Origin of the sequence: Streptomyces mayonensis, assembly GCF_018982965.1 — a bacterium.
GTDB classification, from domain to species: Bacteria; Actinomycetota; Actinomycetes; order Streptomycetales; family Streptomycetaceae; genus Streptomyces; species Streptomyces mayonensis.
The window spans coordinates 22985-43353 of record NZ_JACBYP010000029.1 but is presented as its reverse complement, the minus strand read 5'-3'; the positions used below and the strand labels follow the sequence as shown (position 1 = coordinate 43353).

18 protein-coding genes are annotated in these 20369 nt (G+C 72.6%); 8 read left to right on the top strand and 10 right to left on the bottom strand.

Annotation, left to right across the window (positions count from 1 at the left end; genetic code table 11):
• Nucleotides 1–3: 3 nt before the first annotated feature.
• Together HZS56_RS13940 and HZS56_RS13935 are read right to left on the bottom strand one after the other, a co-directional pair.
• Nucleotides 4–852 (bottom strand): ABC transporter permease, encoded by an 849-nt coding sequence (locus tag HZS56_RS13940; protein ID WP_216721027.1) that lies wholly within the window; start codon nt 850–852, stop codon nt 4–6.
• Nucleotides 849–1904, bottom strand: coding sequence for an ATP-binding cassette domain-containing protein (locus HZS56_RS13935; protein ID WP_216721026.1), 1056 nt, complete (start codon nt 1902–1904; stop codon nt 849–851). Before HZS56_RS13935 ends, HZS56_RS13940 begins: the two co-directional genes overlap by 4 nt.
• A 256-nt stretch (nt 1905–2160) precedes the next feature.
• On the opposite strand from HZS56_RS13935, the gene HZS56_RS13930 reads away from it, so the two are divergent.
• Nucleotides 2161–3144 (top strand): NAD(P)H-quinone oxidoreductase, encoded by a 984-nt coding sequence (locus tag HZS56_RS13930; protein ID WP_216721025.1) that lies wholly within the window; start codon nt 2161–2163, stop codon nt 3142–3144.
• Between the two features lie 98 nt (nt 3145–3242).
• On the opposite strand, the gene HZS56_RS38175 is transcribed toward HZS56_RS13930, so the two are convergent.
• Nucleotides 3243–4055 carry a hypothetical protein gene (locus tag HZS56_RS38175; RefSeq protein WP_301543025.1) on the bottom strand — a complete coding sequence of 271 codons (813 nt, stop codon included), beginning with the start codon at nt 4053–4055 and terminating at the stop codon, nt 3243–3245.
• A 398-nt stretch (nt 4056–4453) separates the two neighbouring features.
• Between HZS56_RS38175 and HZS56_RS13920 the strand changes: the two genes are divergently transcribed.
• Nucleotides 4454–4993, top strand: coding sequence for a bacterial proteasome activator family protein (locus HZS56_RS13920; protein ID WP_216721024.1), 540 nt, complete (start codon nt 4454–4456; stop codon nt 4991–4993).
• 232 nt (nt 4994–5225) lie between these two features.
• Here the strand turns inward: HZS56_RS13920 and HZS56_RS13915 are convergent, their stop codons facing one another.
• Nucleotides 5226–6878 carry a protein kinase domain-containing protein gene (locus HZS56_RS13915; protein WP_216721023.1) on the bottom strand — a complete coding sequence of 551 codons (1653 nt, stop codon included), beginning with the start codon at nt 6876–6878 and terminating at the stop codon, nt 5226–5228.
• Between the two features lie 347 nt (nt 6879–7225).
• Between HZS56_RS13915 and HZS56_RS13910 the strand changes: the two genes are divergently transcribed.
• A complete protein-coding gene (locus HZS56_RS13910) occupies nt 7226–8836 on the top strand; it encodes a protein kinase domain-containing protein (protein WP_216721022.1) in 1611 nt (536 codons plus the stop codon).
• A 197-nt stretch (nt 8837–9033) separates the two neighbouring features.
• Here HZS56_RS13910 and HZS56_RS13905 read toward each other — a convergent pair whose 3' ends face one another.
• Together HZS56_RS13905 and HZS56_RS13900 are read right to left on the bottom strand one after the other, a co-directional pair.
• Nucleotides 9034–9444, bottom strand: coding sequence for a pyridoxamine 5'-phosphate oxidase family protein (locus tag HZS56_RS13905; protein WP_216721021.1), 411 nt, complete (start codon nt 9442–9444; stop codon nt 9034–9036).
• 207 nt (nt 9445–9651) lie between these two features.
• Entirely contained in the window at nt 9652–10308 is a 657-nt protein-coding gene (locus HZS56_RS13900) for a response regulator (protein ID WP_216721020.1), read from the bottom strand.
• A gap of 324 nt (nt 10309–10632) precedes the next feature.
• Here HZS56_RS13900 and pdhA point away from each other — a divergent pair, with 324 nt between their 5' ends.
• The 3 genes from pdhA to HZS56_RS13885 are packed head-to-tail and all read left to right on the top strand — an operon-like array spanning nt 10633 to nt 14456.
• Nucleotides 10633–11946 carry a pyruvate dehydrogenase (acetyl-transferring) E1 component subunit alpha gene (gene pdhA, locus HZS56_RS13895; protein WP_216721019.1) on the top strand — a complete coding sequence of 438 codons (1314 nt, stop codon included), beginning with the start codon at nt 10633–10635 and terminating at the stop codon, nt 11944–11946.
• A gap of 16 nt (nt 11947–11962) precedes the next feature.
• Nucleotides 11963–12928 (top strand): alpha-ketoacid dehydrogenase subunit beta, encoded by a 966-nt coding sequence (locus HZS56_RS13890; protein WP_374201147.1) that lies wholly within the window; start codon nt 11963–11965, stop codon nt 12926–12928.
• A gap of 19 nt (nt 12929–12947) precedes the next feature.
• Nucleotides 12948–14456, top strand: coding sequence for a dihydrolipoamide acetyltransferase family protein (locus HZS56_RS13885; protein WP_253914223.1), 1509 nt, complete (start codon nt 12948–12950; stop codon nt 14454–14456).
• Nucleotides 14457–14547: 91 nt separating this feature from the next.
• Here HZS56_RS13885 and HZS56_RS13880 read toward each other — a convergent pair whose 3' ends face one another.
• From HZS56_RS13880 to HZS56_RS13870, 3 genes are all read right to left on the bottom strand, one after another.
• Nucleotides 14548–15540 carry a DUF1648 domain-containing protein gene (locus tag HZS56_RS13880; RefSeq protein ID WP_216721016.1) on the bottom strand — a complete coding sequence of 331 codons (993 nt, stop codon included), beginning with the start codon at nt 15538–15540 and terminating at the stop codon, nt 14548–14550.
• On the bottom strand, nt 15537–15884 hold the full coding sequence (locus HZS56_RS13875; protein ID WP_216721015.1) for a GntR family transcriptional regulator: 348 nt from the start codon (nt 15882–15884) through the stop codon (nt 15537–15539). The genes HZS56_RS13880 and HZS56_RS13875 overlap by 4 nt, the downstream gene beginning before the upstream one ends.
• A 165-nt stretch (nt 15885–16049) precedes the next feature.
• A complete protein-coding gene (locus HZS56_RS13870) occupies nt 16050–16997 on the bottom strand; it encodes a D-alanyl-D-alanine carboxypeptidase family protein (RefSeq protein ID WP_216721014.1) in 948 nt (315 codons plus the stop codon).
• Between the two features lie 342 nt (nt 16998–17339).
• Here HZS56_RS13870 and HZS56_RS13865 point away from each other — a divergent pair, with 342 nt between their 5' ends.
• Nucleotides 17340–17990 carry a GntR family transcriptional regulator gene (locus HZS56_RS13865; protein WP_216721013.1) on the top strand — a complete coding sequence of 217 codons (651 nt, stop codon included), beginning with the start codon at nt 17340–17342 and terminating at the stop codon, nt 17988–17990.
• Nucleotides 17987–19297 (top strand): MFS transporter, encoded by a 1311-nt coding sequence (locus HZS56_RS13860; protein ID WP_216721012.1) that lies wholly within the window; start codon nt 17987–17989, stop codon nt 19295–19297. The genes HZS56_RS13865 and HZS56_RS13860 overlap by 4 nt, the downstream gene beginning before the upstream one ends.
• A 200-nt stretch (nt 19298–19497) precedes the next feature.
• Here HZS56_RS13860 and HZS56_RS13855 read toward each other — a convergent pair whose 3' ends face one another.
• Complete coding sequence (locus HZS56_RS13855) at nt 19498–20322, bottom strand: maleylpyruvate isomerase family mycothiol-dependent enzyme (protein WP_216721011.1); 825 nt, start codon at nt 20320–20322, stop codon at nt 19498–19500.
• Between the last annotated feature and the right edge of the window lie 47 nt (nt 20323–20369).

Below are 20369 nucleotides of genomic sequence, written 5' to 3'. Positions count from 1 at the left end.
CCGCTACTTGCGGTTGTACAGCCGCATCGTGACCGGGCCGAAGACCAGCAGGAGCGCGCCCGCCCAGCCCAGCGTCCAGGCGATCTCGACGCCCGGCCAGTCACCCGCCATCAGGCCGCGCACCGCGGACGCCAGGTGGGTGATCGGGCTGTTGTTGACGAAGGCCTGGAGCCAGCCCGGCATGGTCCTCGGGTCGACGAAGACGTTGGACAGGAAGGTGAGCGGGAAGATCACCATCATGCTGACGCTCATCACCGACTTCTCGGTGCGCAGCATCAGCCCGAACATCGTCCAGATCCACGAGAAGGCGAACGAGAAGAGCAGCAGCAGCGCGATCCCGGCGACCACGCCGACGAACCCGCCGTCGGGCCGGTAGCCGAGCAGCAGCCCGACCGAGAGCATCACGACGGACGCGATGGTGTACCGCAGGGCGTCGCCGAGGAGGTAGCCGACCATCGCCGAGGGCCGCCAGATCGGCAGCGAGCGGATGCGGTCGAAGACGCCCTTCTCGATGTCGATGTTGACCGAGACCCCGGTGTACATCGTGATCATCACGACCGACATCACCAGGATGCCCGGCAGGACGAACTGGATGTAGTCGCCGGGCGAACCCGCGAGCGCACCGCCGAAGAGGTAGGTGAACATCAACAGGTTCATGATCGGGAAGGCGGTGACGTCGAACAACTGCTCCGGCACGTGCTTGATCTTGAGGATCGCGCGCCAGCCGAAGGTCAGGGACGCGGACAGGGCGCTGGGCCGCGGCGGCCGCTGCTTGGCGATCAGCAGGGCCGCCAGCGATTCGGTGCTGACCGAGGAGAGTTCCCCGCCGGCGGTGCTCGTGGCCGTGCTCATGCCGTGACCTCGTCCTTCGTGTCGGTGCCGGAGCCGCCCTCGGTGGTGCTCCGGCCGGTTCCGGCGTCGGTGGCGGTGCCGGTTCCGGTGTCGTGTCCGGTCAGCGCCAGGAAGACCTCGTCGAGGCTGGGCTGCCCCAGGGAGAAGCTGTCGACGGTGATCCCGGCCCGGGCCAGCTCACTGAGCGCCTTGGCGGCCTGGTCGGCGGCGGTGTCACTGGCCGCCGCCCCGAGGCGCGCGGACAGGGCCACCGGGTCGGGCTCCAGCTGCACCTCGGCGATCAGCAGGTCCCGCAGCACCCGCTCGGCCTCCGGCCGCTCCTGGGCGTCCCGCAGCCGCAGATGGACGGAACCGGCGCCGACGGAGGCCTTCAGCTCGCCCTTGGTGCCCTCCGCGATCACCCGGCCCTTGTCGATGACCGCGATCCGCGAGGCCAGTTGGTCGGCCTCGTCGAGGTACTGCGTGGTCAGCAGCACCGTCGTGCCCTGGGCGACGACCGCCCGCACGATGTCCCAGACCTGGTTGCGGCTGCGCGGGTCGAGACCGGTGGTCGGCTCGTCGAGGAAGAGCAGGTCGGGGGTGTTGAGGATGGAGGCGGCGATGTCGATGCGCCGGCGCATGCCGCCGGAGTAGTGCTTGACCTGCTTCGCCGCCGCCCCGGTCAGACCGAAGGCGGCCAGCAGCTGCTCGCCCCGCTCGCGCGCCGCCGCCTTGCCGTGCCCGAGGAGCCGGCCCAGCAGGACCAGGTTCTCGGTGCCGGTGAGGTCCTCGTCCACGGACGCGTACTGGCCGGTGAGGCTCACCCGGCCGCGGACCTCGTCCGCCTCGCGCACGACGTCGTGACCGAAGACCCGGGCATGGCCGTCGTCCGGGCGCAGGAGGGTGGCGAGCATCTTGACCGTGGTGGTCTTGCCCGCGCCGTTCGGACCGAGGACGCCGTAGACCGTGCCGGCGGGCACCGCCAGGTCCACCCCGTCCACGGCCCGGGTCTCACCGAACGTCTTCACCAGTCCCGCGGTCTCGATCGCGAGTCCGGACGTGTGCGTGCTCATGGCTGGTGGTCCTTCCGCGTTCTTGGGATACGCATGGGGAGACCTTTACCGTCGCGCAAACTCATCGGTGGCGCGAAGGGATTTCCGGCGGACGGTCCCGAAGTCGTGGCGCACTCGGTCCGCGGACCTACGCCCTCCGGGCTCGCGTCGGCGGCGGCCGGGCCCGTGGCGGCGGTGCGCGGACCCATGGCGGCGGCGCGGGCCCGTGGCGGCGGTGCGCGGGCCGGACCAGGGACGCAGGAGTAGCGTCGCTCCCATGCATGCGATCACGATTCCCGAACCCGGAGGCCCCGAGGCGCTGGTGTGGGCCGAGGTCCCCGACCCGCAGCCCGGCGAGGGCGAGGTCCTCGTCGAGGTGGTGGCCAGCGCCGTCAACCGCGCCGACATCATGCAGCGACAGGGCTTCTACGACCCGCCGCCCGGCGCGTCCGTGTACCCCGGCCTGGAGTGCTCCGGCCGGGTCGCCGCCCTCGGCCCCGGCGTGTCGGGCTGGTCCGTGGGCGACGAGGTGTGTGCCCTGCTCGCGGGCGGCGGCTACGCCGAGAAGGTCGTCGTCCCGTCCGGGCAGCTGCTGCCGGTGCCGGAGGGCATCGGCCTCAAGGAGGCGGCGGCCCTGCCCGAGGTGGTCTGCACGGTCTGGTCGAACGTCTTCATGGTCGCCCACCTGCGCCCCGGCGAGACGCTGCTCGTGCACGGCGGCTCCAGCGGCATCGGCACGATGGCGATCCAGCTCGCCAAGGCGGTCGGCGCGAAGGTCGCCGTCACGGCGGGCACCGAGGAGAAGCTGGAGCGCTGCGCCGAACTGGGCGCCGACGTCCTGATCAACTACCGCGAGCAGGACTTCGTCGCCGAGGTGAAGGACGCGACGGGCGGGACGGGCGCGGACGTGATCCTCGACAACATGGGCGCCAAGTACCTGGACCGCAACGTCGAGGCCCTCGCGGTGAACGGCCGGCTCGCGATCATCGGCATGCAGGGCGGCCGCAAGGGCGAGCTGAACATCGGCACGCTCCTCGCCAAGCGCGCCGCCGTCAGCGCGACCTCGCTGCGCGCCCGCCCGCTGGAGGAGAAGGCGGCCATCGTCGCCGCCGTGCGCGAGCACGTCTGGCCGCTGTTCGCCGGCGGTCACCTCCGCCCGGTCGTCGACCGCGAACTGCCGATGAGCCGGGCCACGGAGGGCCACCGGGTGGTGGAGGAGAGCGGGCACATCGGCAAGGTGCTGCTGGTCACCGCCTCGTAGCAGCGGCAGCAGCGGCAGCAGCGGCAGCAGCAGTAGTAGTAGCAGCAGCCGCCGCGCGCAGCGGCCGGGCAGACGTCCTGGCCTTCGTGGGCCTGCCGCTACGCCCTGCGCAGCCGCAGGCCCACGAAGGCCAGGGCGAGACCGAGTCCGACGAGGACCAGCCCGCTGCCGAGGGGGAGGACCCGCAGTACCGGCTCGGCGGCCCCCTGCGTGTACGCGCCCTCCTGCGGCCGGGCCCGCGACGGGGACGGCGAGGGCACTCCGGTGGTCTCGGGCGGCACGGCGGCGGCCGGGTCCTCGGCCGGGGCCGCGACGTCGCCGTTGCCGTCACCGTCGGTCCCCCGCCCGGCGTGCGCGTCCGTGCCGTGCTCCTCGGTCTCCCGTCCCCCGTCGCGGCGCGGCCGCCCCTTGTCCTCGTCCGGTCGGCCTTCCGGCCGCGAGGGCCCGGCGGAGGTGCCGGACGGCGAGGGCGTCGCGGAACCCCGCCCGGCGCCGGGCGCGGACGGCGAGGCGGTTCCGGTGCCGTCCGGGCCGTCCGGACGGTGGGGGGTGTCCGCGGGTGCCGGGCGGTCGTGGCCGCCGGGGCGCCCGGGACGCTCCGGACGCTGCTGCTCGCTCCGCCCGTCCTGCCCGTCGGCATGCTCCTCGTCGTCGCCCGCCGTCGGCGCCTGCTCCCGCCCCGGCCCCGAGGCCTCCGGCGACGGCACGGCCGCGACCGGCGCGCCCGCCGCACCACGCACCGTCCCCGTCCCCACCGTTCCCGCTGTCCCCACCGTTCCCGCCACCACCGCCCCCGCCACCGCGGTCCCGACGCCGTGCGCCGTGCCCGCCCCGTACGGCGACATCAGCGCGCCGACGCCCAGGGCTCCCACCAGCCCCGTCGTTCGCAGTGTGCGCAGCCATGGAGTCACGCCCGTGACCCCCTCCCGGTAAGAGCCAGCGATGAACGGTGACGCCCCGAACGCCTCACGAGATACCGGACGCCCCACGACGCACCCGACGCCGGACAACGCTCGTACATCCCGTGAAGCCCCTCGGCCACCCGGACGCCCGGCCACCCGGACGCCCCGTGACGCCCGGACGCCCGTGACGCCCGGCCCCGACCGACCGCAACCGGTTAGGAATGGTTACGGCTGGTTACGACCAGAGGCGTTCGGTCACAGCTGGTGTCCGCCGGTCGTGGGGGCCGACGGAACAAGCGTCACACTCCTCGGCCATCCCGGCATTCCGGACTCCGCCGAGCGCGAAGAACGCCGTTTGCACGGGGGCACCGCCCGGTCGCTGCATGCCGGTGCGCGACAATGGCGGCATGGAGATGCCGAGGAACGACAGGTCGCCGGAGAACCCTCAGATCCTGGTCGTCGGCCAGGACGGAATGGCGCTCAGCGGCGGCGGTGACGACGACTCCCGTGAGATCCCCGTGACGGACCAGGTGGAGCAGCCCGCCAAGGTCATGCGGATCGGCAGCATGATCAAGCAGTTGCTGGAAGAGGTGCGCGTCGCGCCGCTGGACGAGGCGAGCCGGGCCCGGCTGAAGGAGATCCACGCCAGCTCGGTCAAGGAGCTGGAGGACGGCCTGGCCCCCGAGCTGGTCGAGGAACTGGAGCGGCTCTCGCTGCCGTTCACGGACGACGCCACCCCGACCGACGCCGAACTGCGCATCGCGCAGGCCCAGCTGGTGGGCTGGCTGGAAGGCCTGTTCCACGGCATCCAGACCACGCTGTTCGCCCAGCAGATGGCCGCGCGGGCCCAGCTGGAGTCGATGCGCCGTGCGCTCCCGCCGGGCGCCGGCGGTGAGGGCGAGGAGCCCCCGCACCCCGGCGGCCGCTCCGGCGGCCCCTACCTGTAGGCGTACCGCACCTGTAGGCGTACCGCCGGCCGTACCCCAGGGCCGCCCCCCTCCGGGTCCACCGCTCGGACGGTCCGGGTCCACCGCTCGGACGGGAGGACCCGGGACGGACCGGGAAACAGGCCGGCCACGCTCCGACATCGCGAAGGGCCCGGCAGCACCTGCTGCCGGGCCCTTCGCCGTGTCCTTCGGGGCGTCTTCCCGGGAGTCTTCCGGGCCGTCTTCCGGCGCCTCAGTCGGAGGCCGGGTTGCCCGTCGACACCTTGAGCTGGATCTCCGGCATGTCGTCGGGGTCGACGTCGGTGCCGGCCGTGGGGAACTGGTCCCGGATCGAGCCCTCGCCGTAGGTGTTCTCGTCGACGTCGACGACCTTCATCTGCCAGCCCGCGGCGTTGAAGCACTCCTTGACGGAGCCGATGTACTTGAACGTGAAGTTCGGCACCTGGATCTTGTCGGGGTCGTTGTACGACTCCTTCGGCTCGGTGCACTCGTCCTCGTCGATCGTCCTCGTCGTGTCGGGACCGCGGTAGCCCGCCGCCTTCGACGCGGACGGGGACGCGGAGCCGCCGGCCTCGGGGTCCTCGTCGCCGCTCCCGTTCATCAGCAGCGCGGCGATCAGTCCGCCGACGGCCAGGACGGCGACCACGGCCGAGCCGATGATCACCGGCTTGTTGCTCCTGCCGCCGCCACCGGAGCCGGACGCCGGGGCCGACGGCGCCAGGTTGTACGGCGGCGGCGTGGCGGCGCCCTGCTGGTGGCCGTACTGCGCGGGGGCGGGCGTCTGGTAGCCGCCGCCCTGCTGCGGATAGCCGTACGCCGGCGGGTGCGTGGCGGGCGGCGGGGTGCCGTACGGGTTCGCGGTCGGGGCCGGCGTCGGCTGGTAGGGCGTCTGGACGGGGCCCGTGGGTGCCGGGGTGCCCTGGCCGACCGGCGGGAACACCGCGGAGCCGACGCCGGCGCCGCTCGACGTGCTCGCGCCCGGCACGATGCTCGGCGGGGCGGCCTGGAAGGAGGCGGCCACGCGCAGGCACTCGTCCCGCATGGCCTCGGCACTGGGGAAGCGTTCGTTGGGGTTCTTCTTCAGCGCGCGGGCCACCAGCGCGTCCACGGCCGCAGGCAGGGCGCTGTTCACCGTGGAGGGGGCGACCGGCTCCTCCTGCACGTGCGCGTAGGCGATCGCCAGCGGCGAGTCCGCGTCGAACGGCAGGCGCCCCGTGACCAGTTGGAACAGCATGATGCCGACCGAGTACAGGTCGGAGCGGGCGTCCACGCCGCGGCCGAGGGCCTGTTCGGGCGAGAGGTACTGCGGGGTGCCGACGACCATGCCGGTCTGCGTCATCGAGGTCACGCCGGACTGCATGGCCCGGGCGATGCCGAAGTCCATGACCTTGACCACACCGCGCTTGGTCATCATCACGTTGCCGGGCTTGATGTCGCGGTGGACCAGGCCCATCTCGTGGCTGATCTCCAGCGCCGCCAGCACGTCCGCGGTGATCTTCAGGGCCTTGTCGGCGGGCATCGCGCCCTGCTGCCGCACGTCCTCGTCGAGCACCGAGCCCAGCGGCCGGCCCTCCACGTACTCCATGACGATGTACGGCGTCGTCATGGCGTCCAGCTCGTCCTCGCCGGTGTCGAAGACCGAGACGATGTTGGTGTGCGTGAGCTTGGCCACGGCCTGGGCCTCGCGGCGGAAGCGTTCGCGGAAGGCCTGCTCCCGGCCCAGCTCGGTGTGGAGTGTCTTGATCGCGACCTGTCGGTCGAGCACCGAGTCGTACGCCAGGTGCACCGAGGCCATGCCGCCCTCGCCGAGCAAGTCGCGCAGCTGGTAGCGGCCGCCGGCGAGCGCGCGCCCCGCGTACCGGCTTTGTCCGGCGTCCTGGCTCATGTTTCTGCGTCCCCCGTAGGCGCCGCGACGCCGGTTGCGGCGGTGCGCGCGCTCGTGATCGATAGTGCTATTCCCGGCCAAGTCTGCCCCAGGGCACTGACACGTCAAGCGTGGTGCCCGTTCCGTGACCGTACGCGAAGGAAGCGTCGCGGAAGCGTTACAGCCGCTGCAGCGCCGGTGCACAGAATTTGCACGACAGTACGGAACCAGGGTTTCATGACCGGTCCGTCTGATGTCCGGTCCCGGCGCCCATCCCGGACCGGAGGCCCCCGCTGAGGCTGTAGCGTGGCCGACGGAGACCGTAACAACACCGCGCGTACCGCGGGCAGAAACGACGGCGAGGACTGATGGCACAGCAGCAGCGCGCCCAGGGCCCGTCCGAACCCGAGGCATCTGGCGGCGGTATGTCTGACGCGCCGGAGAACTGGGGCAACGGAGGCCTGGTCGGCGACGGCCGGTACCGGCTGACCCGCAGACTCGGGCGGGGCGGCATGGCCGAGGTGTTCGCCGCGGAGGACGTCCGCCTCGGGCGCACCGTGGCGGTCAAGCTGCTCCGGGCCGACCTGGCCGAAGACCCCGTCTCCAAGGCCCGGTTCACGCGCGAGGCGCAGTCGGTGGCGGGCCTCAACCACCACGCCATCGTGGCCGTGTACGACTCCGGCGAGGACGTCGTCGGCGGCCAGTCCGTGCCCTACATCGTGATGGAGATCGTCGAGGGCCGCACCATCCGCGACCTCCTCCTCAACGCAGAGGCGCCCGGCCCCGAACAGGCGCTGATCATCGTCTCCGGAGTCCTGGAGGCGCTGGCCTACTCGCACCAGCACGGCATCGTCCACCGCGACATCAAGCCGGCCAACGTCATCATCACCAACGCCGGCGCGGTGAAGGTGATGGACTTCGGCATCGCGCGTGCCCTGCACGGCGCCCAGTCGACGATGACGCAGACCGGCATGGTCATGGGCACCCCGCAGTACCTGTCCCCGGAGCAGGCCCTCGGCAAGGCCGTCGACCACCGCTCCGACCTGTACGCGACGGGCTGCCTGCTCTACGAACTCCTCGCGCTGCGCCCGCCGTTCACCGGCGAGACCCCGCTGTCGGTGGTCTACCAGCACGTGCAGGACATCCCGACGCCCCCGTCCGAGGTCTCCGACGCCACCCCGCCGGAGCTGGACGGCCTGGTGATGCGCTCGCTGGCCAAGGAGCCCGACGACCGTTTCCAGACCGCCGAGGAGATGCGCGGCCTGGTCCAGTACGGGCTGCAGATGCTCTACGAGCAGGGCGGCCACACCGGCACCTGGAACACCGGCCCGGTGGCCGCGCACGACGGCCGGCACACGCCCGCCGCGGGGCTCGCGGGCACCACCGCGCTGCCCCACCCCGGCCACGGCGCCTCGGGCACCCAGCAGATCCCGCAGCCGATCCTGCCGGGCCGCTACGGCGGCGACGACGGTGGCTTCGAGGGCGGCGGCAACAAGGGCAGCGGCCGCGGCAAGCTGTGGATACTGGCCGTCCTCGCGGTGATCGCCGTCGCGGCCGGCGTCGCGCTGGCACTGAACAACGGCGACGACGGCAAGGGCGGCGGCAAGCCCGACACCAGTCCCACGGCGAGCACCTCGCAGAGCACCGGCGAGGAGTCGCCCAGTTCCTCGCCCAGCGACGACGCGACGGAGGAGACCACCGACCCGGGCCGGGAGCAGGGCTCGGGCGGGGTGGGCACGGGCGGGGACCAGGACGCGCCGTGGACGCCGACGTGGACGCCGTCGGAGACCGCGACACAGGGCCCGACCAACGAGCCGACCGGTGGCGAGACGGCACCGTCCACGCCGCCGGAGGAGACGTCGGACGACGGCGAGACCGATCCGGGCGGCGGCGAGACTCCGCCGGGCGGCGACGAGACCGCGCCGGGCGGCAACACCGAGGGCGCCGGCGGCCCCACCGGCGACGCCGGGAACGAGTGACCGAAACCCCTCGACTCTTACGCGCGCGTGCGGCCCGGAAACGGGCTCCACGCGCGCGTTGCGTTTGCTCAGCGCGACCGGGTCGCGTTCGCGCACCGGGACCGGGACGGGGTTACGCGGGACCGGGACCGGGACCGGGACGGGGGCGTGCGGGCCGGGACCGGGACCGGGACGGGGTATGCGGGACCGGGACGGGGTTACGCGGGGCCGGTCGCGTCGTCGTCCGTGAAGTGCACCGTGCCGAACTGCGGGTCGACGCGCAGGTAGGCGGGTTCGTACGGCTCGCCGTCCACCCGGCTCGGCGCCGGACCGAACCGCTCCAGCTCGGCCGCCGTCGGCTCGTGGGCCTCGCACCGGCCCACGACCTGCACGGTCCACAGCCCCTCGCCGAGCCGGGCGGTGGTGAGGTTGTCCGCCCCGTAGGCGACGACGCTGCCGGCGCACACCTGGTGGTACCCCCAGCTCCTGGGCATGCGCAGCAGGACCCGGCCGTCGGCCACGATGTGCCGCGCGAGCGCGAGGAAGGGCAGCGCACGCATGGTCGTGGCCGCCCGGCCGTAGGCGGTGCGGCCGAGCAGGCCGACGGCGAGCTGTTCGTCGGAGGGCATGGACTCACTGTGCGGCGGCGGGGGACACCGGTGACAGAGTCGCCCGCCCCGGCAGAAGGGGACGTAAGTCCCGAGTAGGCCCGGGAACCCGCGGCACAGGCACACAGGGAGGGATCCGCAGCGGGGGCCGGGAACCCGCCGTACAGGCACACGGGACCGGAGCCCTCTGCCGGCACCCCCGGCCCGCCCCGCCCCCCCCAGGTGCCGTCAGCGGTTGCCGGCCTCCAGACGGGCCACGAAGGCGGCCGCCTGGGAACGCCGCTGCATGCCCAGCTTGGCCAGCAGGCTCGAGACGTAGTTCTTGATCGTCTTCTCCGCCAGGTGCAGCCGTTCGCCGATCGCGCGGTTGGTCAGCCCCTCGCCGATCAGATCGAGGATCCGGCGCTCCTGGTCGGTGAGGTGGGCCAGCCGGTCGTCGGCCTTCGCCCCGCCGTCCCGCAGCCGCTCCAGCACCCGCGCGGTGGCCGACGGGTCGAGCAGCGACTTCCCCGCCGCCACCTCCCGTACGGCGCCCAGCAGCTCGGCGCCGCGGATGTCCTTGAGGACGTACCCGGAGGCGCCCGCCATGATCGCGTCGAAGAGGGCCTCGTCGTCGGCGAACGAGGTCAGCATGAGGCACCGGACGGAGTCGTCAAGGGAGCGGATGTCGCGGCACACCTCCACGCCGCTGCCGTCCGGAAGCCGGACGTCCAGTACCGCCACGTCCGGACGGGTGGCCGGGATCCGGGCCTGGGCGTCGGCCGCCGTGCCGGCCTCGCCCACCACCTCGATGTCGGCCTCGCCGGAGAGCAGGTCGTGCACCCCCCGGCGGACCACCTCGTGGTCGTCGAGGAGGAATACCCGGATTTTTCGGTCTTCGCGCACGCGCTCAGTGTCACACACGGGCTCTTCCCGTGCCCGGGGTGGCCGGGATAACGTGCCGTTGTTCCGGCCCCCTGCAAGGCTGTGACCAGGGCAACTTCCGCACTTCGCCGATTTACTTGGAAATCCGAGTAAAAATGCAGGTCAGGAGGGGTTTCACAGAAATGTGGAGCACTGGGTAACGTGCTATTCGCAGGGCGCTCGCCGGGACACCTGTCACGCCTGTTCCCGACCGGGCCGCACCCCACCCTTGTGCGTCCGCCGGGCCGCAGGTGAGCCGCACTGGCTTCCGGCGAACCCGGGGGCCGGACCGACGGAGGAGCACACGTGACCGAGAGCACTGCCGCGCGCAAACCGCGACGCAGCGCCGGAAGCAAGGCGGCCGGAACCACCGGCACCGAGGCGTCCGGGAACACCGGCGGCAAGGCGGCCGGGAACACCGGCGGCAAGGCCGGGACCGGCACCAAGCGCACCACCCGCACCACCGGCACCCGCACCACTCGTCCCACCCGCACCACGCGCGCCGCTGCGAAGAAGGGCTCCGAGACGGAGCTGGTGCAGCTGCTGACGCCCGAGGGCGAGCGCGTCGAGCCGACCGGGAAGGCGGCCTACGCGGAGTACGCCGAGTACGTCGCCGGCATCACCCCCGACGAGCTGCGCGGCCTGTACCGCGACATGGTCCTCACCCGGCGCTTCGACGCCGAGGCCACCGCGCTGCAACGCCAGGGCGAGCTGGGCCTGTGGGCCTCGCTGCTCGGCCAGGAGGCCGCCCAGATCGGCTCCGGCCGCGCCACCCGCGAGGACGACTACGTCTTCCCGACCTACCGCGAGCACGGCGTCGCCTGGTGCCGCGGGGTCGACCCCACCAACCTCCTCGGCATGTTCCGCGGCGTCAACCACGGCGGCTGGGACCCGAACAGCAACAACTTCCACCTGTACACGATCGTCATCGGCTCGCAGGCCCTGCACGCCACCGGCTACGCCATGGGCGTCGCCAAGGACGGCGCGGACTCGGGCGTGATCGCGTACTTCGGCGACGGCGCCTCCAGCCAGGGCGACGTCAGCGAGGCCTTCAACTTCGCCGCCGTCTACAACGCGCCCGTGGTGTTCTTCTGCCAGAACAACCAGTGGGCGATCTCCGAGGGCAACGAGAAGCAGACCCGCGTGCCGCTCTACCAGCGCGCCCAGGGCTTCGGCTTCCCCGGCGTCCGCGTCGACGGCAACGACGTGCTGGCCTCCCTCGCGGTCACCCGCTGGGCCCTGGACCGCGCCCGGCGCGGCGAGGGACCCGCGCTGATCGAGGCGTACACGTACCGCATGGGCGCCCACACCACCTCGGACGACCCCTCCCGCTACCGGCACGACGACGAGCGCGCCGCCTGGGAGGCGAAGGACCCGATCCTGCGCCTGCGCCGCCACCTGGAGTCCGCACACCACGCGGACGAGGGATTCTTCGCGGAACTGGAGGCGGAGAGCGAGACGTTGGGCAAACGAGTGCGCGAGGTGGTCCGTGCCATGCCGGACCCGGACCGTCTCGCCCTCTTCGAGAACGTGTACGCGGACGGGCACGCGCTCGTCGACGAGGAGCGGGCGCAGTTCGCCGCCTACCAGGCGTCGTTCGCAGAGGCCGAGGGGGTCTGACATGGCTGCGGAGAAGATGGCGGTGGCCAAGGCGATCAACGAGTCGCTGCGCCGCGCACTGGAGTCGGACCCCAAGGTCCTGATCATGGGCGAGGACGTAGGCAAGCTCGGCGGTGTCTTCCGGGTCACCGACGGTCTGCAGAAGGACTTCGGCGAGGACCGGGTCGTCGACACCCCGCTGGCCGAGTCCGGCATCGTCGGCACCGCCATCGGCCTGGCCCTGCGCGGCTACCGGCCGGTGGTGGAGATCCAGTTCGACGGCTTCGTCTTCCCGGCCTACGACCAGATCGTCACCCAGCTGGCGAAGATGCACGCCCGCTCGCTGGGCAAGGTGAAGATGCCGGTCGTCATCCGCATCCCCTACGGTGGCGGCATCGGCGCGGTCGAGCACCACTCCGAGTCCCCCGAGGCGCTGTTCGCGCACGTGCCGGGCCTGAAGGTGGTCGGCCCCTCGAACGCCGCGGACGCGTACTGGATGATGCAGCAGGCCATCCAGAGCGACGACCCGGTGATCTACTTCGAGCCCAAGCGCCGGTACTGGGACAAGGCCGAGGTCGACACGGAGGCCATCCCCGGCCCGCTGCACGCCGCGCGCGTGGTGCGCGAGGGCACCGACCTGACGCTGGCGGCGTACGGCCCGATGGTGAAGCTCTGCCAGGAGGCCGCCGACGCGGCGGCCGAGGAGGGCCGTTCCCTGGAGGTCGTCGACCTGCGCTCGATCTCGCCGCTCGACTTCGACACGATCCAGGCGTCGGTCCACCGGACCCGCCGCCTGGTCGTGGTCCACGAGGCGCCGGTGTTCTTCGGCTCGGGCGCGGAGATCGCGGCCCGGATCACGGAGCGCTGCTTCTACCACCTGGAGGCCCCGGTGCTGCGGGTCGGCGGCTACCACGCCCCGTACCCGCCGGCGCGCCTCGAGGAGGAGTTCCTGCCCGACCTGGACCGGGTGCTCGACGCCGTCGACCGCTCGCTGGCGTACTGAGGAGGGGAGCGTGACGACGATGACGGACAGCGCCCTGCGCGAGTTCAGGATGCCCGACGTGGGCGAGGGACTCACCGAGGCCGAGATCCTCAAGTGGTACGTCAAGGCCGGTGACACGGTCACCGACGGGCAGGTGGTGTGCGAGGTCGAGACGGCCAAGGCCGCCGTCGAGCTGCCCATCCCCTACGACGGCGTGGTCCGCGAGCTGCACTTCGCCGAGGGCACCACCGTCGACGTGGGCACGCCGATCATCGCGGTGGCCGTGGGGGACGGTGCGGCGGACGCCGCGGATCCGGCACCGGAGACCGCGGCCGGGACGCCTGCCGCCTCCGGGGCGGAGGAACCGGAGCCCCAGGGCCGCCAGCCGGTCCTGGTCGGGTACGGGGTCTCCACCTCCGCGACCAGGCGACGCCCCCGCAAGGGCGCGCAGACCCCGGCCGCCGCGCAGGAGGCGTCGGCGGCGATCCAGGCCGAGCTGAACGGCCACGGACCGGCGGCCCCCGCGGCACCCGCGACGTCCCCGGCACCCGCAGCCCCGGCGGCACCCGCGGCCCCGACAGCCCCGGCGGCACCCGCCATTCCGTCCGGCGCCGGGCGGCCGCTGGCGAAGCCGCCGGTGCGCAAGCTGGCCAAGGACCTCGGCGTCGACCTGGCGACGGTGGTGCCCTCCGGGCCGGACGGCATCGTCACCCGCGAGGACGTGCACGCGGCGGTGTCCGCCCGGCCCGGTACGCCGGAACCGGCACCGGAGCCGGCTCAGCAAGCGGCCTCCGCGGCCGTCGCGCCCGCCCCGTCCCCGGCGGCGGCACCGGCGTCGTACGACACGGCGCGTGAGACCCGTGTGCCGGTCAAGGGGGTCCGCAAGGCGACCGCTGCGGCGATGGTCGGCTCGGCGTTCACGGCGCCGCACGTCACGGAGTTCGTCACGGTCGACGTGACGCGCACGATGAAGCTGGTCGAGGAGCTGAAGCAGGACAAGGAGTTCGCGGGCCTGCGCGTGAATCCGCTCCTCCTGATCGCCAAGGCCCTGCTGGTCGCGATCAGGCGCCACCCGGAGATCAACGCCTCCTGGGACGAGGCCGCCCAGGAGATCGTGGTCAAGCACTACGTCAACCTGGGCATCGCCGCGGCCACCCCGCGCGGCCTGATCGTCCCCAACATCAAGGACGCCCAGGCCCAGACGCTGCCGCAGCTGGCCGGTTCCCTGGGCGAGCTGGTCTCCACGGCCCGGGAGGGCAGGACCAGCCCCGGCGCCATGCAGGGCGGCACGGTGACCATCACCAACGTCGGGGTCTTCGGCGTCGACACCGGCACGCCGATCCTCAACCCGGGCGAGTCCGCGATCCTCGCGGTCGGCGCGATCAAGCTCCAGCCGTGGGTCCACAAGGGCAAGGTGAAACCGCGTCAGGTGACCACGCTCGCCCTGAGCTTCGACCACCGTCTGGTCGACGGCGAACTGGGCTCCAAGGTCCTCGCCGACGTGGCGGCGGTCCTGGAGCAGCCCAAGCGGCTGATCACCTGGGCGTGACGCACGGGAAGTACCGGCGGCGGAGCCGCGTGTCCCCCGGGGGCACGCGGCTCCGCGCTGTTTCGTCCTGCTGAACCCGCCGCGCGTGCGGTCAGCGCCGGGGCCGGCCCCCGCGCAGCGAGTTGAGCAGGGCCGCGCCCCGTTCGGCGTCGTCGACGCTCACGGCGAAGTCGGTACGGCGGCCCCGGGGCCGTACGACCAGGCACTCACCGGCGCGCAGCATCACCGTGGTGCCCAGGCCGCTGATGCGGTAGCCCCAGCCGCCGACCTCGGCGGGTCTGCGGTACTCCGCCCGCGCCGTGTCGATGTCGCCCGGCGCCCAGCGGCGTCCGGGCCAGCCGAACGGTCCGAAGGAGACTTCGAGCCCCCGCTCGGAGACGCGGGCCTGCACGGAGGAGAAGAGGACGGAGAGGAGGGAGGCGGCGGCGCACCCCGCGAACAGTGCCCACAGGCTGCCCGACTCCGCCAGGCCCCCGACCCGGGCGACGAGCGCGGCCACCGCCGCCAGGCCGGTCACGGCCGCCAGCAGCTGCAGCCAGGGGTTGACGGTGCGGGAGAACCAGACCAGTCGCCGGCCCTCCGGGATGTCCAGCGCGGCGGCGTCACCGGCGGACGTCGTGCCGCCGCCGGAGGCACCGCGCCGCCTGGTGACCAGCAGCCAGCCGACCGCTCCCGCGAGGACGGCCGCGGTGAGGATCGCCACGACCCAGGAGGCGGGCTGCCGGGCCTCGTGCCAGTCCGCGCGGTCCAGGTTGGCGCGGACGACGGCGGCCTGCGCTCCGGCCAGGACGATGCCCGTGGGGAGCAGGGTCACCGTGCTCCACGAAGGGCCGGCCGTGGGGCCCGCCCGCATCAGCGGGGCGGTGACGACCGCCGACGTCACCAGCCAGATCAGCGCGGGAACGAGGGAGGCGGCCCACAGGGGCATCGAGCCGTTGGGGACGTCGCCGTCCAGGCCCCAGTGGGTCGCCAGCCGGTCGGGCAGCCGGTCCCGCACCACGAGCGGCAGCCCGGTGAGCACGGCCGTGACCCCGAGCGTCCAGACCGCGGCCGTCGTACGTCTTGCCACCGTCGTGTCCTTCATGGCAACCCCCTGATGATGTCGATGAGATCGGTCCTGCTGTAGCCCAGCCGAGCGGCCTCCGCGACCAGGCCCTGCACGCGGATCTGCAGCTCGGAGTGGGGCCGGGCGCCCTCGGCCACGGTCACCCCCCGGCCCCGGCGGAACTCCAGCAGTCCCTCGTCCCGCAGCTCGCGCAGGGCGCGCAGCACGGTGTTGACGTTGATGTCCAGGGCCTCGGAGAGATCGCGTGCGGAGGGCAGGCGGTCCCCGGGCGCGCACTCGCCCTCGGCGATGGCGCGGCGGACGGCGCCGGCCACCTGTTCGTGCAGGGGCCGGGTGTCGGTCTTGTCCAGACTCAGCAGCATGGTGCTAATGAAACTATCACCATCATCTTCATCGGTACAGGGTGTCCGGTGCAGGAGGTGCCCGGTACAGGAGGTGCCCGGTACGGGGGGAGCCGGTACAGCGGAAAGGGCCCGTTGCCGGTGCGACGGGCCCTTCGAGCGAGGCGGCCGAGGTGGCGGGGGGCGTCAGCCCAGCTTGCCGAAGCCGTAATTCATGAGCTTCGTGGCGTCCTTGGCGCGCTGCGCCGACGACGTGGAGGCCAGCACCGTGCCGATGACGGTCCTGCCCTTGCGGGTCGCGGCGAAGACCAGGCAGTACTTGGCCTCCTGGCCCGACCCGGTCTTCACGCCGATCGCGCCGCTGTAACTGCCGAGCAGCGTGTTGGTGTTGGTCCAGGGCGCCATCGTGCGGGTGCCGCCCTTCTTGGTCCTCGTCTTCGCCGTGTACTTCTTCGTCTTGACGATCGTGCGGAAGGTGGAGTTCTTCATCGCGCTGCTCGCCAGTTTCGTCAGGTCGCGCGGCGTCGAGTAGTTCTTGCCGTTGCCGATGCCGTCGAAGGAATCGAAGTGCGTGTTCTTCAGGCCGAGGCTCTTGGCGCTCGCGTTCATCTTGCCGATGAACGACTTCACCCGCGCCGCCCGCGTCCTGCCCGAGCCGAACTTGTCGGCCAGCGCGTACGCCGCGTCGCAGCCCGACGGGAGCATCAGCCCGTACAGCAGCTGCCGCACCGTCACCTTGTCGCCGACGATCAGGCGGGCGGACGAGGCGTTCTTGGACACGATGTAGTCGCTGTACGCCATCTGGACGGTGACCTTGGCGTCCAGGTTCAGCTTCGGCTGGGCCAGCACGACCCTGGCGGTCATGATCTTGGTCGTGGAGCCGGTGGAGCGCCGGGTGTCCGCGGCCTTGGTGTAGAGCGCCCTGCCGCCTGCGTTGTTCATCACGAAGCCGCCCTTGGCGGCGATCGAGGGCGCGGCGGCGGCCCGCACGGGAGCGGCACCGGCCCGGCCGGGGGCGGCCGCCTGGGCGGGTGCGGTGGAAAGGGCGCCGGTCGCCAGTACGGCGCCGCCGGTCAGGGCGACGGCGACGGCTTTGTGGAGACGGGTGCGTGGAGTGCCCGTGATGCTGGTCATTGAGTTGAATACCCCGATTGTGGTGAAGTCCCCGGTGGCGCGGCCGCGTTGCTGGTCGATTGCTCGTCGCACGGTGCACGGTGCACGGTGCTCGTCGCTCGTCGCTCGTTGCTCGTTGCTCGTCGCTTGTCGCTCGGTGCGCGGTGCGCGGTGCGCGGTGGTGTGCCGGCCGCGTCAGTGCGACCGGCGGCGGGCCCGGATGGTTGTGCCGCGGAGACGGGTTGGGGCGGCGTAGTCCCTCCGACGGGTGAGGTGCCGTCCCGGAGGGTGACGCGTCGTCACCCAGTGTCCACATGATGGGACACTCACGCGTTGTGTCCCTGTTGTATCTATCCTGTCCGCATGACCACGGCAGTGAAGCAGCCCCCAGCGGCGGACCGCGTCTACACCCACGTCAAGCAGGGCGTCCTGGAGCGTCGTTACGAGGGCGGGACGCTGCTCACCGAGGGCGAGCTGGCCGAGGCCGTGGGCGTCTCCCGCACCCCGGTGCGCGAGGCGCTGCTCCGGCTGGAGGTCGAGGGGCTGATCCGGCTCTATCCGAAGAAGGGCGCCCTGGTCCTGCCCGTCTCCGCGCAGGAGATCGCGGACGTGGTGGAGACCCGGCTGCTGGTCGAGGAGCACGCGGCCAGGAAGGCCGTACCCGCCCCGCCCGGCCTCGTCGAACGCCTGGAGGAACTCCTCGCCCGGCAGAAGGAGCAGGCCGCCGCGGGCGACTTCACCGCCGCCTCCGTCACCGACCGCTGCTTCCACGCCGAGATCGTCCGCAGCGGCGGCAACGAGATCCTCTCCCGCCTCTACGACCAGCTCCGCGACCGCCAGCTGCGCATGGGCGTCGCCGTCATGCACTCCCACCCCGACCGGATCGCCCACACCCTCGCCGAGCACGAGGAACTCCTCGACGCACTGCGCTCCGGGGACGCGGAGGCGGCCGTCGGCGTCGTGGGCCGGCACGTGGGCTGGTTCTCGCACCTGGCCAGGGGGGAGGTCCGATGAGTTCGGTCGGCTCGGCCGGCCGCGTGCTGCCCGGCGACCCGCCGGGCGGACGCCGCGCGATCGCCGTGTGGAGCGTCGGCGTCGCCGTCTACTTCGTCGCCGTCGTCTTCCGTACGTCCCTGGGGGTCGCCGGTCTCGACGCCGCCGACCGCTTCCACGTCAACGCCTCCGCCCTGTCCACCTTCTCGATCCTCCAGCTGCTGGTCTACGCCGGCATGCAGATACCCGTCGGCCTGCTGGTCGACCGGCTCGGCACGAAGAAGGTGCTGGGGATCGGCGTCGTCCTCTTCACGGCCGGACAGCTGGGCTTCGCCTTCTCCCCGTCGTACGGCATGGCACTGGCCTCGCGGGCGCTGCTGGGCTGCGGGGACGCGATGACCTTCATCAGCGTGCTGCGGCTGGGCACCCGCTGGTTCCCGGCCCGGCGCGGGCCGATGGTCGCCCAGCTCGCCGGCCTGGTCGGCATGGCGGGCAACCTGGTCTCCACCCTCGTCCTGGCCCGGCTGCTGCACGGCATCGGCTGGACGGCGGCGTTCGCGGGCAGCGCGCTGGCGGGTGTGGTCGTCCTCGTGCTGTTGCTGCTGTTCCTCAAGGACCACCCCGAGGGGCACGAGCCCGACCCGATGCCGCATCAGGGCGCCGCGTACGTACGGCGGCAGATCGCCACGTCCTGGCGGGAGCCGGGGACGCGGCTCGGGCTGTGGGTGCACTTCACCACCCAGTTCCCCGCGATGGTGTTCCTGCTGCTGTGGGGGATGCCGTTCCTGGTCGAGGCACAGGGGCTGTCCCGGGCCACCGCCGGCACCCTGCTCACCCTGGTCGTGCTGTCCAACATGACGGTCGGCCTCGTGTACGGCCAGGTCATCGCCCGGCACCACGCGGCCCGGCTGCCGCTGGCGCTGGGCACGGTGGGTACGACGGCGGCCCTGTGGGCGGCGACGCTGGCCTACCCGGCCGAGCACGCGCCGATGTGGCTGCTGGTCGTCCTGTGCACGGTGCTCGGTGCGTGCGGACCCGCCTCGATGATCGGCTTCGACTTCGCCCGCCCGGCGAATCCGCCGGAGCGGCAGGGCACGGCCTCCGGGATCACGAACATGGGCGGCTTCGTCGCGTCGATGACCACGCTGTTCGCGGTGGGCGTCCTGCTGGACGCGACGGGGGACGACTACCGGGTCGCCTTCTCGTCCGTGTTCGTGCTGCAGGCGGTGGGCGTGACGCAGATCCTGCGGCTGCGCGGGCGGGCGGCGCTGCGGGAGCGGGAGCGGCTGGTGGCGAGCCGGGTGGAGACGGTGCACGTTCCTGTGTGACGGTGATCCGTCGTCGGTGCGGTGCGGGGGTGGCGCTGCCCGGCGCCGACGGGTGCCCCCCACTCTCGGCTTCTCCCCCACGCCCGACTGCGCTCGCGCGGGGGGACCCCCATGAGCGGGGGCCCCATCGCCCTGGGGGCACCTCCCAGGCCTTTAGCACTGGGGGGAGGCACGATTGCCCGCAGCGGCGCGGCAAACTGTTACGGCGTCACGGTGAAGTGGCGCAGGATCGCCTCCGCCAGGTCCTGGTCGCCCTCCGTCTTGATGCGGTCCCTCGACGCCTCCAGCGTCACGCGGCCGCAGGCCAGGCGGAAGTAGGTCTCCCAGTCGAGGGTGAGGGTGGCGGCGGGACCGAGGGCCGGGGACGTCTCGAGGGTGCCGCGGCCCTGGATGTCGACGCGGATGGTGCGCAGGAACTCGACCGGGCCGTGCACGTCGAAGACGACGGCCGAACTGCGCGGCGCGTCCGCACGCTCGGCGACGACGGCGGGCAGCTCGGAGAGCAGCACGTCACGGGCGACGTGGGCGCCGGGGGAGTCCAGGTTGCCCGGGCGGCCGAGGGCCGTGCGCAGGTCCTGCTCGTGCCCCCACACGTCGAAGGCGTGCCGGCGCACGGCCTCCTCCAGCGTCAGCTCGGTGCCGAGCGGTCCGCGGACCTTCGTGCCGGGGTCCCGGGACTCGTTGCGCAGCTGGCGGTTGCGCCGGATGATCATGTACTCCAGCTCGGACGTCATCTCCGGCGCCGTGTGGTGGCGGCGGACGTCGACCTGCATCTCCATGTAGCGCTGGTGGTCGTTGGTGACGTGGTACAGGTCGCGCGGGAGCGTGTGGATGGGGCGGGGGTCGCCGAGCATCTCGGAGTCCAGGCCCAGCACGTGCGAGACGATGTCGCGCACCGACCAGCCCGGGCAGGGGGTGCGGCGGTTCCATTCTGCTTCCACAAGCGGCTGGACCAGCTCGGATATCGCCTCGATGGAGTGAGTCCAGGCGTCGGCGTAGGGCTGGAGGGTGGGATGCAGACTCACGGAAACGGGACCCCTCGGCGGTCGGTACACGGACGTTCGGTGGCGGC

Excerpts from the sequence above, each read along its gene's own strand:
- HZS56_RS13940 (WP_216721027.1), bottom strand. The coding sequence starts at position 852 with ATGAGCACGGCCACGAGCACCGCCGGCGGGGAACTCTCCTCGGTCAGC.
- HZS56_RS13935 (WP_216721026.1), bottom strand. The coding sequence starts at position 1,904 with ATGAGCACGCACACGTCCGGACTCGCGATCGAGACCGCGGGACTGGTG.
- HZS56_RS13930 (WP_216721025.1), top strand. The coding sequence starts at position 2,161 with ATGCATGCGATCACGATTCCCGAACCCGGAGGCCCCGAGGCGCTGGTG.
- HZS56_RS13920 (WP_216721024.1), top strand. The coding sequence starts at position 4,454 with ATGGAGATGCCGAGGAACGACAGGTCGCCGGAGAACCCTCAGATCCTG.
- HZS56_RS13915 (WP_216721023.1), bottom strand. The coding sequence starts at position 6,878 with ATGAGCCAGGACGCCGGACAAAGCCGGTACGCGGGGCGCGCGCTCGCC.
- HZS56_RS13910 (WP_216721022.1), top strand. The coding sequence starts at position 7,226 with ATGGCACAGCAGCAGCGCGCCCAGGGCCCGTCCGAACCCGAGGCATCT.
- HZS56_RS13905 (WP_216721021.1), bottom strand. The coding sequence starts at position 9,444 with ATGCCCTCCGACGAACAGCTCGCCGTCGGCCTGCTCGGCCGCACCGCC.
- HZS56_RS13890 (WP_374201147.1), top strand. The coding sequence starts at position 11,963 with ATGGCGGTGGCCAAGGCGATCAACGAGTCGCTGCGCCGCGCACTGGAG.
- HZS56_RS13885 (WP_253914223.1), top strand. The coding sequence starts at position 12,948 with ATGACGGACAGCGCCCTGCGCGAGTTCAGGATGCCCGACGTGGGCGAG.
- HZS56_RS13880 (WP_216721016.1), bottom strand. The coding sequence starts at position 15,540 with ATGAAGGACACGACGGTGGCAAGACGTACGACGGCCGCGGTCTGGACG.
- HZS56_RS13875 (WP_216721015.1), bottom strand. The coding sequence starts at position 15,884 with ATGCTGCTGAGTCTGGACAAGACCGACACCCGGCCCCTGCACGAACAG.
- HZS56_RS13870 (WP_216721014.1), bottom strand. The coding sequence starts at position 16,997 with ATGACCAGCATCACGGGCACTCCACGCACCCGTCTCCACAAAGCCGTC.
- HZS56_RS13865 (WP_216721013.1), top strand. The coding sequence starts at position 17,340 with ATGACCACGGCAGTGAAGCAGCCCCCAGCGGCGGACCGCGTCTACACC.
- HZS56_RS13860 (WP_216721012.1), top strand. The coding sequence starts at position 17,987 with ATGAGTTCGGTCGGCTCGGCCGGCCGCGTGCTGCCCGGCGACCCGCCG.